Here is an 18254-nt window from a genome sequence, read left to right on the forward strand (position 1 = left end):
GTGAAACCATCAATAGTAAACAGAATAAAATCAAACTGGACGCTGAAACGTCTAGGTAAAGTGGCAATGACAGTGGCTTTCACACTTGTGATTGCCATTTTTCTTTTAGCCATGCTGGGAACGGTGGTTCAAGCTGCGGGCTTGGTAGATGATACGGTCAATGTGGCAAATGAATACAGCCGATACCCACTTGAAAACTATCAACTGGATTTTTATGTGGATAATAGCTGGGGCTGGCTTCCGTGGAACTGGTCGGACGGGATTGGAAAACAGGTCATGTATGGACTATATGCCATTACCAATTTTATTTGGACAATCAGTTTGTATGTTTCCAATGCGACAGGTTACTTAGTACAGGAAGCCTATTCCTTAGACTTCATTTCCGCTACAGCAGATTCCATTGGTAAGAATATGCAGACCTTAGCTGGTGTGAGTGCAAACGGATTTTCAACAGAGGGTTTCTATGTTGGATTCCTCTTACTCTTGATTTTGGTTCTTGGGGTTTATGTTGCCTATACGGGACTGATAAAGAGAGAAACCACAAAGGCAATTCATGCCATTATGAATTTTGTGCTGGTGTTTATCCTATCGGCTTCCTTTATTGCCTACGCTCCCGACTACATTAAAAAAATCAATGACTTTTCATCAGACATCAGTAATGCCAGTTTATCACTTGGCACGAAGATTGTCATGCCCCATTCCGATAGTCAAGGCAAGGACAGCGTGGACTTAATCAGAGATAGCCTGTTTTCCATACAGGTTCAGCAACCGTGGCTACTGCTTCAATACAACAGTTCAGACATTGAAAGTATCGGTATTGACCGTGTGGAAAGCCTGCTCTCCACCAGCCCAGATTCCAACAATGGCGAAGACAGAGAAAAAATTGTTGCGGAAGAAATTGAAGACAGAAGCAATACCAATCTAACCATTACAAAGACCATTAACCGTTTAGGTACAGTCTTCTTCCTATTTGTCTTCAATATTGGGATTTCCATATTTGTATTCCTATTAACAGGAATCATGATTTTCTCGCAGGTACTTTTTATCATCTATGCTATGTTTCTGCCTGTGAGCTTTATTTTAAGCATGATTCCATCATTTGATGGTATGTCAAAACGAGCCATAACAAAGCTCTTTAATACCATTTTGACACGAGCTGGAATCACATTGATTATTACGACAGCATTTAGTATTTCAACCATGCTCTATACCTTATCGGCTGGTTATCCGTTCTTTTTGATTGCTTTTCTACAGATTGTGACCTTTGCAGGAATCTACTTCAAGCTGGGCGATTTAATGAGTATGTTTTCTCTACAGAGTAACGATTCTCAAAGTGTGGGAAGTCGTGTGATGAGAAAACCTCGTATGCTTATGCACGCTCACATGCACCGTCTACAGCGGAAACTTGGACGTTCCATGACTACTCTAGGGGCTGGGTCTGCCATTGTTACAGGTAAAAAAGGACAGTCGGGTTCGGGGAGTTCTGCAAGGACACAAGCAGATCACTCCCGACCAGACGGAAAGGAAAAATCAACACTTGGAAAACGTATCGGTCAAACCATCGGTACAGTAGCTGATACCAAAGACAGAATGGTAGACACTGCTAGTGGTTTGAAAGAACAGGTTAAAGATTTGCCGACCAATGCAAGATATGCAGTATATCAAGGAAAATCCAAAGTAAAAGAGAATGTCCGTGATTTAACCAGTAGTATTTCTCAAACCAAAGCGGACAGAGCCAGTGGACGCAAGGAACAGCAGGAACAAAGGCGAAAAACCATTGCGAAGCGTCGCTCTGAAATGGAACAGGTCAAACAGAAAAAACAGCCTGCTTCTTCTGTTCATGAAAGACCGACTACAAGACAAGAACAATATCATGATGAACAGACCTCAAAACAGTCTAATATTCAGACTTCATATAAGGAATCTCAACAAGCCAAACAAGAGCGTCCAGCAGTTAAGTCCGATTTTTCAAGTCCAAAAGTGGAACGCCAAGGCAATACCGTTCAAGAAAAAACCGTTCAAAAGCCAGCAACTTCAACCACTACAGCAGATAGAACTTCACAACGTCCAATCACAAAAGAACGTCCGTCTACTGTTCAAAGAGTACCACTACAAAATACAAGAAGTAGACCACCAATCAAAACCGCCACCATTAAGAAAGTCGGTAAGAAACCATGAAGTTGAAAACTTTAGTGATTGGTGGTTCTGGATTATTCTTGATGGTCTTCTCACTGCTTCTGTTTGTTGCCATTTTATTTTCAGATGAACAGGACAGCGGAATTTCCAATATTCATTATGGAGGTGTGAATGTTTCCGCAGAAGTGCTGGCTCATAAGCCTATGGTAGAAAAATATGCCAAAGAATATGGCGTTGAAGAATATGTCAACATACTTCTTGCGATTATACAGGTGGAATCGGGCGGTACTGCGGAAGATGTTATGCAGTCCTCGGAATCCCTCGGTCTTCCACCTAATTCATTGAGTACAGAAGAATCCATTAAGCAAGGTGTGAAGTATTTCAGTGAATTATTAGCCAGTAGCGAAAGGCTCAGTGTAGATTTAGAATCGGTTATCCAGTCCTACAATTATGGTGGTGGTTTCTTAGGGTATGTGGCTAATCGTGGAAATAAATATACCTTTGAACTGGCTCAAAGTTTCTCAAAAGAGTATTCAGGTGGCGAAAAAGTGTCTTACCCCAATCCCATAGCCATACCTATCAATGGGGGCTGGCGATACAACTATGGCAATATGTTTTATGTGCAACTGGTAACGCAGTATCTTGTCACAACAGAGTTTGATGATGATACGGTACAAGCCATCATGGACGAAGCACTGAAATATGAGGGCTGGCGATACGTTTACGGTGGAGCTTCCCCGACTACTTCTTTTGATTGTAGCGGACTGACACAATGGACGTATGGAAAAGCTGGAATTAACTTACCACGAACCGCACAACAGCAATATGATGTGACCCAGCATATCCCACTATCGGAAGCACAAGCTGGCGATTTGGTTTTCTTTCATTCTACCTATAACGCTGGCTCTTATATTACTCATGTTGGGATATACCTTGGCAATAACCGTATGTTTCATGCAGGCGACCCAATCGGTTATGCCGACTTAACAAGCCCCTACTGGCAACAGCATTTAGTGGGAGCAGGACGAATCAAACAATGAGAAAGGAAGATTTAATGATGAAATTTAGAAAAAATCAGAATAAAGAAAAACAGATACCAAAGGAAAAGAAACCTCGTGTCTACTATAAGGTCAATCCTCATAAAAAGGTTGTGATTGCCTTGTGGGTACTTTTAGGGCTTAGTTTCAGCTTTGCGATATTCAAGCACTTTACAGCTATAGATACTCATACTATTCACGAAACAACTATCATAGAAAAGGAATACGTTGATACTCATCATGTAGAAAATTTTGTAGAGAACTTTGCGAAAGTCTACTATTCATGGGAGCAATCCGATAAGTCCATTGATAATCGAATGGAAAGTCTAAAAGGCTATCTGACAGATGAACTTCAAGCTCTCAATGTTGATACAGTACGCAAAGATATTCCTGTATCGTCTTCTGTAAGAGGATTTCAGATATGGACGGTAGAGCCAACTGGCGACAATGAGTTTAATGTAACCTACAGTGTAGACCAGCTCATTACAGAGGGAGAAAATACAAAGACCGTCCACTCTGCTTATATAGTGAGTGTCTATGTAGATGGTTCTGGAAATATGGTACTGGTTAAGAATCCGACCATTACCAACATACCTAAGAAATCAAGTTATAAACCAAAAGCCATTGAAAGTGAGGGGACGGTTGATTCCATTACAACCAATGAAATCAATGAGTTTTTAACGACGTTCTTCAAGCTCTATCCTACAGCGACAGCCAGTGAACTTTCCTACTATGTGAATGACGGGATATTAAAACCAATCGGAAAAGAGTACATCTTTCAAGAACTGGTAAATCCTATTCACAATCGTAAGGATAATCAAGTCACGGTATCGCTGACAGTGGAGTATATCGACCAGCAGACCAAAGCAACGCAGGTATCTCAATTTGATTTGGTACTTGAAAAGAACGGGAGTAATTGGAAGATTATAGAATAACAAATATTGGTACATTATTACAGCTATTTTGTAATCACGTACTCTCTTTGATAAAAAATTGGAGATTCCTTGACAAATATGCTCTTACGTGCTATTATTTAAGTATCTATTTAAAAGGAGTTAATAAATATGCGGCAAGGTATTCTTAAATAAACTGTCAATTTGATAGTGGGAACAAATAATTGGATGTCCTTTTTTAGGAGGGCTTAGTTTTTTGTACCCAGTTTAAGAATACCTTTATCATGTGATTCTAAAGTATCCGGAGAATATCTGTATGCTTTGTATGCCTATGGTTATGCATAAAAATCCCAGTGATAAGAGTATTTATCACTGGGATTTTTATGCCCTTTTGGGCTTTTGAATGGAGGAAAATCACATGAAAATTATTAATATTGGAGTTTTAGCTCATGTTGATGCGGGAAAAACTACCTTAACAGAAAGCTTATTATATAACAGTGGAGCGATTACAGAATTAGGAAGCGTGGACAAAGGTACAACGAGGACGGATAATACGCTTTTAGAACGTCAGAGAGGAATTACAATTCAGACAGGAATAACCTCTTTTCAGTGGGAAAATACGAAGGTGAACATCATAGACACGCCAGGACATATGGATTTCTTAGCAGAAGTATATCGTTCATTATCAGTTTTAGATGGGGCAATTCTACTGATTTCTGCAAAAGATGGCGTACAAGCACAAACTCGTATATTATTTCATGCACTTAGGAAAATGGGGATTCCCACAATCTTTTTTATCAATAAGATTGACCAAAATGGAATTGATTTATCAACGGTTTATCAGGATATTAAAGAGAAACTTTCTGCCGAAATTGTAATCAAACAGAAGGTAGAACTGTATCCTAATATGTGTGTGACGAACTTTACCGAATCTGAACAATGGGATACGGTAATAGAGGGAAACGATGACCTTTTAGAGAAATATATGTCCGGTAAATCATTAGAAGCATTGGAACTCGAACAAGAGGAAAGCATAAGATTTCATAATTGTTCCCTGTTCCCTGTTTATCACGGAAGTGCAAAAAACAATATAGGGATTGATAACCTTATAGAAGTGATTACGAATAAATTTTATTCATCAACACATCGAGGTCAGTCTGAACTTTGCGGAAAAGTTTTCAAAATTGAGTATTCGGAAAAAAGACAGCGTCTTGCATATATACGTCTTTATAGTGGCGTACTGCATTTGCGAGATTCGGTTAGAATATCGGAAAAGGAAAAAATAAAAATTACAGAAATGTATACTTCAATAAATGGTGAATTATGTAAAATCGATAAGGCTTATTCCGGGGAAATTGTTATTTTGCAGAATGAGTTTTTGAAGTTAAATAGTGTTCTTGGAGATACAAAGCTATTGCCACAGAGAGAGAGAATTGAAAATCCCCTCCCTCTGCTGCAAACGACTGTTGAACCGAGCAAACCTCAACAAAGGGAAATGTTACTTGATGCACTTTTAGAAATCTCCGACAGTGACCCGCTTCTGCGATATTATGTGGATTCTGCGACACATGAAATCATACTTTCTTTCTTAGGGAAAGTACAAATGGAAGTGACTTGTGCTCTGCTGCAAGAAAAGTATCATGTGGAGATAGAACTAAAAGAGCCTACAGTCATTTATATGGAAAGACCGTTAAAAAAAGCAGAGTATACCATTCACATCGAAGTTCCACCGAATCCTTTCTGGGCTTCCATTGGTTTATCTGTATCACCGCTTCCGTTGGGAAGTGGAATGCAGTATGAGAGCTCGGTTTCTCTTGGATACTTAAATCAATCATTTCAAAATGCAGTTATGGAAGGGATACGCTATGGCTGTGAACAAGGATTGTATGGTTGGAATGTGACGGACTGTAAAATCTGTTTTAAGTATGGCTTATACTATAGCCCTGTTAGTACCCCAGCAGATTTTCGGATGCTTGCTCCTATTGTATTGGAACAAGTCTTAAAAAAAGCTGGAACAGAATTGTTAGAGCCATATCTTAGTTTTAAAATTTATGCGCCACAGGAATATCTTTCACGAGCATACACCGATGCTCCTAAATATTGTGCGAACATCGTAGACACTCAATTGAAAAATAATGAGGTCATTCTTAGTGGAGAAATCCCTGCTCGGTGTATTCAAGAATATCGTAGTGATTTAACTTTCTTTACAAATGGACGTAGTGTTTGTTTAACAGAGTTAAAAGGGTACCATGTTACTACCGGTGAACCTGTTTGCCAGCCCCGTCGTCCAAATAGTCGGATAGATAAAGTACGATATATGTTCAATAAAATAACTTAGTGTATTTTATGTTGTTATATAAATATGGTTTCTTGTTAAATAAGATGAAATATTTTTTAATAAAGATTTGAATTAAAGTGTAAAGGAGGAGATAGTTATTATAAACTACAAGTGGATATTGTGTCCTGTATGTGGAAATAAAACACGATTAAAGATAAGGGAAGATACTGAATTAAAAAAATTCCCCCTCTATTGTCCGAAATGCAGACAAGAAAATTTAATTGAAATAAAGCAGTTCAAAGTAACTGTGATTACAGAGCCAGACGCAAAGACGCAGAGCCGATAAAATGAGATTAATACAATCTCATTTTATCGGCTCTTTCCGTTATGTATGGATTCTTTTAATTAGTCTTCGATGTTTCTTGCTTCGTTGATACCGCTGGCTAAAGATTCCATTAAGGATAGTTCTTTGTCTGTAAAGCTATCCATGTATTTCTCTATCTGTAATCGTCGGGTGCTTTTTACCAAGTTATTAGCAGGTAGGGGTCCCGAGCGCCTACGAGGAATTTGTATCGATAAGAAATAGATTTAAAAATTTCGCTGTTATTTTGTACATTTAACTTGACGGTGACATCTCTCTATTGTGAGTTATTAGTGGTACAGTTTTCAACCGTTTTAATTATAAAAAAGTGGTGCATTATCTTAAAATTTTGTATAATAGGAATTGAAGTTAAATTAGATGCTAAAAATTTGTAATTAAGAAGGAGGGATTCGTCATGTTGGTATTCCAAATGCGTAATGTAGATAAAACATCTACTATTTTGAAACAGACTAAAAACAGTGATTACGCAGATAAATAAATACGTTAGATTAATTCCTACCAGTGACTAATCTTATGACTTTTTAAACAGATAACTAAAATTACAAACAAATCGTTTAACTTCTGTATTTATTTATAGATGTAATCACTTCAGGAGTGATTACATGAACAAAAATATAAAATATTCTCAAAACTTTTTAACGAGTGAAAAAGTACTCAACCAAATAATAAAACAATTGAATTTAAAAGAAACCGATACCGTTTACGAAATTGGAACAGGTAAAGGGCATTTAACGACGAAACTGGCTAAAATAAGTAAACAGGTAACGTCTATTGAATTAGACAGTCATCTATTCAACTTATCGTCAGAAAAATTAAAACTGAACATTCGTGTCACTTTAATTCACCAAGATATTCTACAGTTTCAATTCCCTAACAAACAGAGGTATAAAATTGTTGGGAATATTCCTTACCATTTAAGCACACAAATTATTAAAAAAGTGGTTTTTGAAAGCCATGCGTCTGACATCTATCTGATTGTTGAAGAAGGATTCTACAAGCGTACCTTGGATATTCACCGAACACTAGGGTTGCTCTTGCACACTCAAGTCTCGATTCAGCAATTGCTTAAGCTGCCAGCGGAATGCTTTCATCCTAAACCAAAAGTAAACAGTGTCTTAATAAAACTTACCCGCCATACCACAGATGTTCCAGATAAATATTGGAAGCTATATACGTACTTTGTTTCAAAATGGGTCAATCGAGAATATCGTCAACTGTTTACTAAAAATCAGTTTCATCAAGCAATGAAACACGCCAAAGTAAACAATTTAAGTACCGTTACTTATGAGCAAGTATTGTCTATTTTTAATAGTTATCTATTATTTAACGGGAGGAAATAATTCTATGAGTCGCTTTTGTAAATTTGGAAAGTTACACGTTACTAAAGGGAATGTAGATAAATTATTAGGTATACTACTGACAGCTTCCAAGGAGCTAAAGAGGTCCCTAGCGCCTACGGGGAATTTGTATCGATAAGGAATAGATTTAAAAATTTCGCTGTTATTTTGTACAATAAGGATAAATTTGAATGGTACCATAAACGACCGTTTATGGTACCTTTTCATTTTCCTGCTTTTTCTAAATGTTTTTTAAGTAAATCAAGTACCAAAATCCGTTCCTTTTTCATAGTTCCTATATAGTTATACTTAATGAGTTATGGTACATTTAAATTATAAAATTAAGGAGGTTTTTTTATGATTTTTGGCTATGCTCGAGTGAGTACGGATGATCAAAATCTTAGTTTACAAATTGATGCACTTACTCATTATGGAATTGATAAATTATTTCAAGAAAAAGTAACTGGTGCGAAAAAAGACCGACCGCAATTAGAAGAAATGATCAACCTACTACGTGAAGGAGATTCTGTTGTCATTTACAAGTTAGATCGAATTTCACGATCAACTAAACATTTGATTGAACTTTCTGAATTATTTGAAGAACTTAGTGTCAATTTTATATCTATTCAAGATAACGTAGATACTTCAACGTCTATGGGAAGATTCTTTTTCCGAGTTATGGCTAGTTTAGCAGAACTGGAACGGGATATTATTATTGAACGAACTAACTCTGGTCTTAAGGCAGCCAGAGTCCGAGGAAAAAAAGGGGGCCGTCCAAGTAAAGGTAAGCTATCAATTGATTTAGCTTTAAAAATGTATGACAGCAAAGAGTATTCTATTCGTCAAATTCTTGATGCCTCTAAATTAAGCAAAACAACCTTTTACCGTTACCTCAATAAAAGGAATGCTTAAGATATGGCTATGAAAAGAATTTTAACTACTTCACAGCGTGAACAACTTCTTTCTGTAGACCACTTATCAGAAGAGGATTTTAAAGCGTATTTTAGTTTTTCTGATTATGATCTGGAGGTTATTAATCAACACCGTGGAAAGGTCAATAAACTAGGATTTGCGATACAACTTTGTTTGGCCCGGTATCCTGGGTGTTCTTTAAGTAATTGGCCGATTAAATCAACCAGACTAACTTCTTATGTGAGTCGACAGCTCCATCTTGATGCAATTGATTTAAATTCATATGATCATAGAAATACACGTGCAAATCACTTCAACGAGATCTTAGAAGTATTCAACTATCATCGATTCGGTAGTGCTAATACACAAAAACAGTTAATAGAATATTTAATTGAACTAGCTTTAGAAAATGATGACTCTATCTATCTAATGAAAAAAACAATTGATTTCTTAACTCGAAAAAGAATTATTTTTCCATCTATAGCTACACTTGAAGACATTATAAGCCGCTGTCGAGATAAAGCAGAAAACAACTTATTTTCAATATTACTCTGTTCATTAACAGATATACAAATTGAAAAACTAGAGAGTTTGTTTCAAATTTATGAAGAGACGAAAATAACTAAACTCGCTTGGCTAAAAGACATTCCAGGTAAGGCAAATCCAGAAAGCTTTATGAGTATTTGTAAAAAAGTGGAAGTGATTGCTTCCATGGGACTCGGGACAATTAATGTCTCCCATATTAATCGGAACAGGTTTCTTCAGCTAGCTAGACTAGGGGAAAATTATGATGCATATGACTTCTCCCGTTTTGAGCTTGAAAAAAGATACTCTTTACTTATTGCTTTTTTAGTCAATCATCATCAATATCTGATCGATCAACTGATTGAGATTAATGACCGCATTTTAGCAAGTATTAAACGCAAAGGGACACGTGATTCACAAGAACAGTTAAAAGAAAAAGGAAAATTGGCTACTAAAAAATTGGAACATTATGCTTCTTTAATTGATGCTCTTCACTTTGCAAAAGATAATGATAGTAATCCTTTTGACGAAATTGAACGAATCATGCCTTGGGAAGATTTAGTACAAGATGGAGAAGAAGCTAAAAAAATTACAGGTAATAAAAATCATGGCTATTTAGAAATGGTTCGAAATAAAGCTAATTACCTCCGAAGATACACGCCAATGTTATTGAGGACCCTTTCGTTCAAAGCAACTCCGGCAGCAAATCCAGTCCTCATGGCCCTAACTCAACTAACTGATTTACACAATAGTGGTAAAAGAAAAATACCGGCAGATACTTCTACTGATTTTGTGAGTAAAAAATGGAAAAGCCTTGTTCGGCCAGAAGAGGGGAAAATAGATCGGTCTTACTATGAGTTAGTAGCTTTCACCGAGCTAAAGAACAATATTCGATCAGGAGATATTTCAGTTGAAGGAAGTATGATCCATCGAAATATTGATGATTACTTAGTTGATTTATCTGCTTGTATTGATTCAGAAACTATTCCAGACACGTTTGAGGACTATTTAAAGGATCGGGAAATAATTTTAGATTTACAGCTTCAATTTTATTCGACAGTTGATAAGAGAATTTCAAGAGCAAACCTTAAAAAGTTGGAAAAAGTTACACCTAGCGAAGCAGAAATATATAGAAAAAAACTTTATTCAATAATTCCTAAGATAAGGCTTAGTGATCTTTTAATTGAGGTGGACAGTTGGACCAACTTTTCACAAGAATTTAGTCATGATTCTACAGGGAAACCGCCGAGTGAACAAGAAAGAAAAATTATTTTTGCTGCTTTGCTGGGTTTAGGGATGAATATTGGTCTTGAAAAAATGGCCCAATCAACTCCTGGAATTTCTTATTCTCAGTTAGCCAATGCCAAACAATGGCGCTTTTATAAAGAAGCTCTGACTCGTGCTCAATCTGTTTTGGTTAATTATCAGTTAAAGCTTCCTGTTGCAGACTTTTGGGGTGAAGGAAAAACCACTGCTTCAGACGGAATGCGCGTCCCAGTGGGCGTCTCAGCTCTAAAATCCGATGTTAATCCACATTACAAAAGTATGGAAAAAGGAGCTACAATGATTCGATCAATAAATGATAGGCATACGACTCATCATATCGAGGTTGCTTCAACTAATACAAGGGAAGCTACTCATACCCTTGATGGCCTACTTTATCATGAAACAGATCTAGATATTGAGGAACATTTTACTGATACAAATGGGTATTCTGATCAGGTGTTTGGAATGACCGCATTACTAGGCTTTGATTTTGAACCTCGCATCAGAAATATAAAAAAATCACAATTATTTTCTATCAAATCACCTTCCTACTACCCTAACTTATCAGAAGATATAAGCGGAAAAATCAATGTAAAAATTATTGAAGAAAACTATGATGAAATTAAACGAATCGCCTATTCGATTCAAACAGGAAAAGTATCTAGTTCTTTACTATTAGGAAAGCTAGGCTCATACGCACGTAAGAATAGAGTAGCTCTTGCACTGAGAGAACTAGGTCGCATTGAAAAGAGCATTTTTATGATAGATTATATTACAGATAGTGAGCTACGGCGAAGGATCACTCATGGACTAAATAAGACAGAAGCGATTAATGCTTTAGCTAGAGAACTATTTTTTGGGCGACGCGGAAAATTTATGGAGCGCGATATTCGCCGACAACTTCAAAGTGCTAGTGCGCTTAATGTGTTAATAAATGCAATAAGTATATGGAACGCCGTCTACTTACAAGCAGCTTATAATTATCTCGTCAAAATAGATCCCGAAGTAACTAAGTATATGAAGCATGTATCTCCTATTAATTGGGAGCATATCACTTTTCTTGGAGAGTATAAATTTGACTTGTTATCTATTCCTAAACACTTAAGAGAATTGAATATAAAAAATAAATAGGCCTTGAAACATTGGTTTAGTGGGAATTTGTACCCCTTATCGATACAAATTCCCACTAAGCGCTCGGGACCCCAGGTAAGAAAAATTCATCAACGGAAACATGAAGTAACGATACAAGGTCATAAAGAACTTGTATGCTGGGGTGTTGCCCTTTATTTTCAATATTAGTTAAGTACCGTGGGTCAATTTCAATCAATGCTCCCACTTGTTCACGAGTTAAACCTCGTTTCAATCGAGCTTCTTTAATGGCTAAACCAAAGGCTCTAAAATCATATTTATCTTCTTTTTTACGCATAGTAGACCACCTCTATACATTTTATTGTTCCTACTGAATTAAAAACAGGTATAGAAAAACGTGTTATATGGTTTATAGGTTTATATTTAATAAAAAGCACTACTAAACGCCAATAAAAAAAACCGTTATATGGTAGTGCTATTTACGCTGTTAAAATATTGTATATTACTTCCAAATGGCGGTTTGTTGGAGGTCAACGTCGCCATGAAGTACATCATATACAATAAATTTCCTTACATTGGGTTCTTGTCAAAAAAAGTCGTCTATCTGCAATAGATAAGTACGTCCACCAATGTGGTTTTATAAATCATATAGATAGAATAACAGAAGCATGTAAACAGAGAAATAAATCTGTTTATATGCTTTTTTGGCTATTCAGAACTTTTTTACAAAGTTTATTTATCAGTAATGCAACAAATCCCCCTTTCACATTGGGACTAAGAGTGAAAGGAGATAAACGAGCAAGGCTCACTTCCTTTCCTAGACAGAAAGGGGGTGAGAAACATGAAACCATCTTCTTTTCAGACCACAATAGAAAATCAGTTTGACTATATCTGTAAACGTGCTATGGAAGACGAGCGAAAGAATTATATGCTTTATCTTTCAAGGATTGCAAAGCGTGAGGTGTCCTTTTCGGATGTTGGCGATTATCTTGTTAGCCAGTTTGCGACAACAGATAACTATTCAACTGACTTTCAGATTTTTACACTCAATGGGTTATCAGTAGGCGTTGAAAATGATTTATTGAGTGAAGCATTACGTGAGTTGCCAGACAAGAAACGTGAAATTCTACTGCTGTTTTACTTTATGGACATGAGCGATTCAGAAATTGCAGACCTGTTGAAATTGAACCGTTCTACTGTCTATCGGCATAGAACCAGTGGACTAGCCTTAATCAAAAAGTTTATGGAGGAATTTGAAGAATGAAAACACAATATCCTATGATTCCCTTTCCTCTCATTGTAAAGGCAACAGATGGCGATACAGAAGCGATTAACCAGATTCTACATCATTACAGAGGGTACATAACGAAACGTTCCCTACGACTTATGAAAGATGAATATGGCAATCAAAGTATGGTCGTTGATGAAGTCTTACGTGGAAGAATGGAAACCAGACTGATTACAAAGATTCTGTCATTTGAAATTAAGTAATAACCTCTCTCTTTTCGTGGAAGCGTGCCATACTATTCCACGCTTCCCGAACAGGGAGGTTTGTTATTCCATCAAAGCATATTGAGCTTTCAATGTGTTTTGATAGGCTAACGAGCCATTGTTCTTTGAAAACTGAATAAAAGTAATTGAATACGTTTCGATAAGAAAAGAGCCAACGGAGCTAACCGCCATGACCTATCTTCTAAAGATAGCGAGCGTTTCAGTTAGTGTTCCGAAAAACAATCTTTAGCAGGATTGCCAGCGACGACTTTCTTATCGTGATAATGATACTCCCATACAGTCAATAGTCCGAGCGTTAAAAGCGTCGCAGGCAATGAGTATGGCTACATGAGAACCATGCAGGGGTGGAACTCCCGTGAGCTTTGCTAGAGCTGTTCGATTGCTTGTAAAACAACTTTTATGAAATCCAATAAGTGATTTGGAAAGGAGGATTTTATGAAGCAGACTGACATTCCGATTTGGGAGCGTTATACCCTAACTATTGAAGAAGCGTCAAAATATTTTCGTATTGGCGAAAACAAGCTGCGTCGTTTGGCAGAAGAAAATAAAAATGCAAACTGGCTGATTATGAATGGCAATCGTATTCAGGTTAAACGAAAACAATTTGAAAAAATTATAGATACATTGAACGCAATCTAGCGTAGCCAAAGGGTCTTGTATATGATAAAATAGTATTAAGTCGTATCAGGGCTCTTTCCATAATGGAAAGGAGCAAATGCCATGTCAGAAAAAAGACGTGACAATAAAGGTCGAATTTTAAAGACTGGAGAGAGCCAACGAAAAGACGGAAGATACTTATACAAATATACAGATTCATTTGGAGAACCGCAATTTGTTTACTCGTGGAAACTTGTGGCTACAGACAGAGTACCAGCAGGAAAGCGTGATTGTATCTCACTTAGGGAGAAAATCGCAGAGTTACAGAAAGACATTCATGATGGTATTGATGTTGTAGGAAAGAAAATGACACTCTGCCAGCTTTACGCAAAACAGAACGCTCAAAGACCAAAGGTTAGAAAAAACACTGAAACTGGACGCAAATATCTTATGGATATTTTGAAGAAAGACAAGTTAGGTGTAAGAAGTATTGACAGTATTAAGCCATCAGACGCTAAAGAATGGGCTATTAGAATGAGTGAAAATGGTTATGCTTATCAAACCATCAATAACTACAAACGTTCTTTAAAGGCTTCATTCTATATTGCTATACAAGATGATTGTGTTCGGAAGAATCCATTTGACTTTCAACTGAAAGCAGTTCTTGATGATGATACTGTCCCTAAGACCGTACTAACAGAAGAACAGGAAGAAAAACTGTTAGCCTTTGCAAAAGCTGATAAAACCTACAGCAAAAATTATGATGAAATTCTGATACTCTTAAAAACAGGTCTTCGTATTTCAGAGTTTGGTGGTTTGACACTTCCAGATTTAGATTTTGAGAATCGTCTTGTCAATATAGACCATCAGCTATTGAGAGATACTGAAATTGGGTACTACATTGAAACACCAAAGACCAAAAGTGGCGAACGTCAAGTTCCTATGGTTGAAGAAGCCTATCAAGCATTTAAGCGAGTGTTAGCGAATCGAAAGAATGATAAGCGTGTTGAGATTGATGGATATAGTGATTTCCTCTTTCTTAATAGAAAGAACTATCCAAAAGTGGCAAGTGATTACAACGGCATGATGAAAGGTCTTGTTAAGAAATACAATAAGTATAACGAGGATAAATTGCCACACATCACTCCACATAGTTTGCGACATACATTCTGTACCAACTATGCAAATGCAGGAATGAATCCAAAGGCATTACAGTACATTATGGGACATGCTAATATAGCCATGACGCTGAACTATTACGCACATGCAACATTCGATTCTGCAATGGCAGAAATGAAACGCTTGAATAAAGAGAAGCAACAGGAGCTTCTTGTTGCTTAGTAGTACAAATGAATTTACTACTTATTTACCACTTCTGACAGCTAAGACATGAGGAAATATGCAAAGAAACGTGAAGTATCTTCCTACAGTAAAAATACTCGAAAGCACATAGAATAAGGCTTTACGAGCATTTAAGAAAATATAAAAAGATAATTAGAAATTTATACTTTGTTTGGTTCAAAAATATAATCTTTCGACTTGAATTTGATTCTGTATTCACGCCCTCAATAGACGGTAAAATAAGAAAATTGTTTATATATTGTCTCTGTAGTGTTATTATACGAAATAAAAGATTTTAGGGAAAGTCGTTATATCATGCTATACCTATTCTTTGTGGTATAATTGCAAGAGGTTTAATCCGATAATTTATAAAGAGAGAAAGACATTCATGAGAGATTTATTATCTAAAAAAGTCATAGGCAATTAGAATTATTATTTGAACATAAACGTTGGTTTCATCGTTCTGAACTAGCAGAGTTACTAAATTGTACAGAACGTGCAGTCAAAGATGATCTATCCCATGTTAGATCTGCTTTTCCTGACTTGATTTTTCATTCTTCTACTAATGGTATACGCATTATTAATACCGATGATAGTGATATTGAAATGGTTTACCATCATTTCTTTAAGCATTCAACTCATTTTTCGATTTTAGAATTTATCTTTTTTAATGAAGGCTGTCAAGCTGAGAGTATTTGTAAAGAATTTTATATCAGTTCATCTTCGCTCTATCGTATTATTAGCCAAATCAATAAAGTGATTAAAAAGCAATTTCAATTTGAAATTAGTCTGACCCCTGTTCAAATCATTGGAAATGAGAGAGACATTCGTTACTTTTTTGCACAATATTTTTCAGAAAAATATTATTTCCTAGAATGGCCATTTGAAAATTTTTCATAAGAGCCCCTATCTCAATTGTTAGAATTGGTTTATAAGGAAACAAGCTTTCCAATGAATTTGTCAACGCATAGAATGCTAAAGCTGCTCCTGGTTATTAATCTATATCGAATAAAGTTTGGTCATCTTATGGAAATAGAGAAAGATTCTTTTAACGACCAAAGTTTGGATTTTTTAATGCAGTCGGAAGGAATAGAAGGTGTTGCTCAGAGTTTTGAATCAGAATACAATATCTCTTTAGATGAAGAAGTGGTTTGCCAATTATTTGTGTCTTACTTTCAAAAAATGTTTTTCATAGATGAAAGTCTCTTTATGAAATGTGTAAAAAAGGATAGCTATGTTGAAAAATCTTACCATCTATTGAGTGATTTTATTGATCAGATTTCAGTCAAGTATCAGATTGAGATTGAGAATAAGGATAATCTGATTTGGCATCTGCATAATACCGCACATCTGTATCGTCAAGAGTTGTCCACTGAGTTTATTTTATTTGATCAAAAAGGGAATACAATCAGGAATTTTCAAAATATTTTTCCTAAATTTGTTTCAGATGTAAAAAAGAGCTTTCTCATTATTTAGAGACTCTTGAGGTTTGTTCTAGTTCAATGATGGTAAATCATCTATCTTATACCTTCATTACTCATACCAAACATTTGGTGCTTAATTTACTACAAAATCAGCCAAAGCTGAAGGTTCTGGTTATGAGTAATTTTGATCAGTATCATGCAAAATCCGTTGCAGAGACACTTTTTTATTATTGTAGCAACAACTTTGAACTTGAAGTTTGGACTGAATTAGAATTATCAAAGGAGTCTTTAGAAGAATCGCCTTATGATATCATCATTTCTAATTTTATTATTCCTCCGATTGAGAATAAGAGGCTCATCTATTCAAATAATATAAATACGGTCTCACTCATATCTTTGTTAAATGCCATGATGTTTATTCGATTAGATTAGTGAGTGAAAGAAGACTCCATCCATCTCTAGGGTAGATTTCCTATAGATAGGTGGAGTCTTTTTGAATGATAAAAAAAGTTGAATATAAGTGATTTTTAGAAGATACTTGGAGTGTTTTTTAAAATAATTATTTCAAAGTAGGGCAAATTATTTAGGATATAGAAAATAGATAAGTTTTGATATCATCTTTTTCTTGATAGTCGAGTCATAATAAAGTTAAGATATTGTGGACTTATTTTGAAACAACTCAATTTTATCATTACAGTAATTGATTAAATCTTGTGCTTTTTCAAGTGTGTATCCTTTTTCAGATACAGATTTCACTTTCTTCTCATCAAAATAGTAGCCAGTCAAACCAGTGACTTCTTCTGATAATGTAAGATAGTAGCCTGTTTCAATTCCCTCGTCTAGATTTTTGGAAAATGATTTTATCAAGCGTCCGAAGAGAGACTTTTTCGTCTTTTCAACACTGGAATCATTCCCCAAATTGGTTGAAATCAGGCCAGGATGGTAAGAATTGACGGTGATGCTTGAACCTTTTAGAAAGAATTCTCTGGCTAGATGGCGTGTCATCCAAATAGTGTAGAGTTTGGAATTATTGTAGGCTAAACCAGGATTGTAGTTCGTCTCAAATCCAAAGTCTAAATCCTTGACCTTGGCAAAATGATGCATATAGGAAGAAGTATTAATGACACGGCCGTCAGACGCTTTTTCTAGCAAGGAACTTAGCTCAGTTGTTAACATATAGGGAACCAGAACAGATAGCATAAAGGTCAACTCGACATTTTCAGTACTCGCTTTTCGTTCTTTTCCAGCATACAGGCCAGCATTGTTAAACAAGACATCGATCTTTGAAAAGTCTCGCTTGATTTCCTCTACAAATCGATAAACGTCGTCTAATTTTGAAAAATCTGCAAGGTAGCTAGAAACTCTGCCTCTCAAGGAGACTGAACGAACCTCTTGAAGCGCCAATTCAAGTTTTTGAGGATTTCGACCATGGAGGATGACATGATGGCCTTGGCTGGCCAATTTCTTTGCCAAATGTTTACCGATACCGTCAGTAGCACCTGTAATCAGAATCGTTTTGACCATA

The 18254-nt window shown here is 36.1% G+C and carries 14 protein-coding genes and 4 pseudogenes; 15 read left to right on the top strand and 3 right to left on the bottom strand.

Translation table 11 applies throughout. The features are described 5' to 3' along the window. The 6 genes and pseudogenes from QS39_RS04730 to QS39_RS04755 all read left to right on the top strand — a co-directional run bounded on the left by QS39_RS04730 (position 1) and on the right by QS39_RS04755 (position 6690). Positions 1-2178: a CD3337/EF1877 family mobilome membrane protein gene (locus QS39_RS04730; protein ID WP_000804748.1), complete on the top strand. Its 2178-nt coding sequence runs from the start codon at positions 1-3 to the stop codon at positions 2176-2178. Continuing rightward, positions 2175-3176, top strand: coding sequence for a bifunctional lytic transglycosylase/C40 family peptidase (locus tag QS39_RS04735; protein WP_000769868.1), 1002 nt, complete (start codon positions 2175-2177; stop codon positions 3174-3176). The genes QS39_RS04730 and QS39_RS04735 overlap by 4 nt, the downstream gene beginning before the upstream one ends. Further along, a complete protein-coding gene (locus tag QS39_RS04740) occupies positions 3173-4108 on the top strand; it encodes a conjugal transfer protein (protein WP_001224320.1) in 936 nt (311 codons plus the stop codon). The genes QS39_RS04735 and QS39_RS04740 overlap by 4 nt, the downstream gene beginning before the upstream one ends. A 313-nt stretch (positions 4109-4421) precedes the next feature. Then, positions 4422-4469: pseudogene (locus QS39_RS11550) on the top strand (hypothetical protein); the annotation flags it as partial. A 15-nt stretch (positions 4470-4484) separates the two neighbouring features. After that, positions 4485-6404, top strand: a complete 1920-nt coding sequence (gene tet(M), locus QS39_RS04750) for a tetracycline resistance ribosomal protection protein Tet(M) (protein WP_006155610.1) — start codon at positions 4485-4487, stop codon at positions 6402-6404. Between the two features lie 118 nt (positions 6405-6522). Continuing rightward, entirely contained in the window at positions 6523-6690 is a 168-nt protein-coding gene (locus QS39_RS04755) for a cysteine-rich KTR domain-containing protein (RefSeq protein ID WP_000336323.1), read from the top strand. A 59-nt stretch (positions 6691-6749) separates the two neighbouring features. Here QS39_RS04755 and QS39_RS04760 read toward each other — a convergent pair. Beyond that, positions 6750-6887, bottom strand: a pseudogene (locus tag QS39_RS04760) (XRE family transcriptional regulator); the annotation flags it as partial. A 233-nt stretch (positions 6888-7120) separates the two neighbouring features. Here QS39_RS04760 and QS39_RS04765 point away from each other — a divergent pair. The 4 genes from QS39_RS04765 to QS39_RS04780 all read left to right on the top strand — a co-directional run bounded on the left by QS39_RS04765 (position 7121) and on the right by QS39_RS04780 (position 11897). Beyond that, positions 7121-7204, top strand: a complete 84-nt coding sequence (locus QS39_RS04765; protein ID WP_023948524.1) for a 23S rRNA methyltransferase attenuation leader peptide — start codon at positions 7121-7123, stop codon at positions 7202-7204. Positions 7205-7328: 124 nt separating this feature from the next. Then, complete coding sequence (gene erm(B), locus QS39_RS04770; protein WP_001038790.1) at positions 7329-8066, top strand: 23S rRNA (adenine(2058)-N(6))-methyltransferase Erm(B); 738 nt, start codon at positions 7329-7331, stop codon at positions 8064-8066. Positions 8067-8420: 354 nt separating this feature from the next. Next, positions 8421-8975, top strand: a complete 555-nt coding sequence (locus QS39_RS04775; RefSeq protein WP_000576156.1) for a recombinase family protein — start codon at positions 8421-8423, stop codon at positions 8973-8975. Between the two features lie 3 nt (positions 8976-8978). After that, entirely contained in the window at positions 8979-11897 is a 2919-nt protein-coding gene (locus QS39_RS04780; protein ID WP_001240982.1) for a Tn3 family transposase, read from the top strand. A gap of 73 nt (positions 11898-11970) precedes the next feature. On the opposite strand, the pseudogene QS39_RS04785 reads toward QS39_RS04780, so the two are convergent. Then, positions 11971-12192: pseudogene (locus QS39_RS04785) on the bottom strand (helix-turn-helix domain-containing protein); the annotation flags it as partial. Between the two features lie 504 nt (positions 12193-12696). Here QS39_RS04785 and QS39_RS04790 point away from each other — a divergent pair. The 5 genes and pseudogenes from QS39_RS04790 (at position 12697) to mgaSpn (ending at position 17161) form a co-directional block, all read left to right on the top strand. After that, complete coding sequence (locus tag QS39_RS04790) at positions 12697-13119, top strand: sigma-70 family RNA polymerase sigma factor (RefSeq protein ID WP_000804885.1); 423 nt, start codon at positions 12697-12699, stop codon at positions 13117-13119. Beyond that, entirely contained in the window at positions 13116-13346 is a 231-nt protein-coding gene (locus tag QS39_RS04795; RefSeq protein ID WP_000857133.1) for a helix-turn-helix domain-containing protein, read from the top strand. Before QS39_RS04790 ends, QS39_RS04795 begins: the two co-directional genes overlap by 4 nt. A gap of 456 nt (positions 13347-13802) precedes the next feature. Further along, the gene (locus QS39_RS04805) at positions 13803-14006 is read left to right on the top strand and encodes an excisionase (protein ID WP_000814512.1); all 204 of its coding nucleotides are present in this window, start codon (positions 13803-13805) and stop codon (positions 14004-14006) included. 81 nt (positions 14007-14087) lie between these two features. Beyond that, complete coding sequence (locus tag QS39_RS04810) at positions 14088-15305, top strand: tyrosine-type recombinase/integrase (protein ID WP_077804766.1); 1218 nt, start codon at positions 14088-14090, stop codon at positions 15303-15305. Between the two features lie 388 nt (positions 15306-15693). Then, positions 15694-17161, top strand: a pseudogene (gene mgaSpn / locus QS39_RS04815) (virulence factor transcriptional regulator MgaSpn). A gap of 216 nt (positions 17162-17377) precedes the next feature. Here mgaSpn and QS39_RS04820 read toward each other — a convergent pair. Then, entirely contained in the window at positions 17378-18253 is an 876-nt protein-coding gene (locus QS39_RS04820; RefSeq protein WP_077804767.1) for an SDR family NAD(P)-dependent oxidoreductase, read from the bottom strand. Position 18254: the final 1 nt, after the last annotated feature.

It is taken from the genome of Streptococcus mitis, from assembly GCF_002005545.1.
Taxonomy (GTDB): domain Bacteria; phylum Bacillota; class Bacilli; order Lactobacillales; family Streptococcaceae; genus Streptococcus; species Streptococcus mitis_I.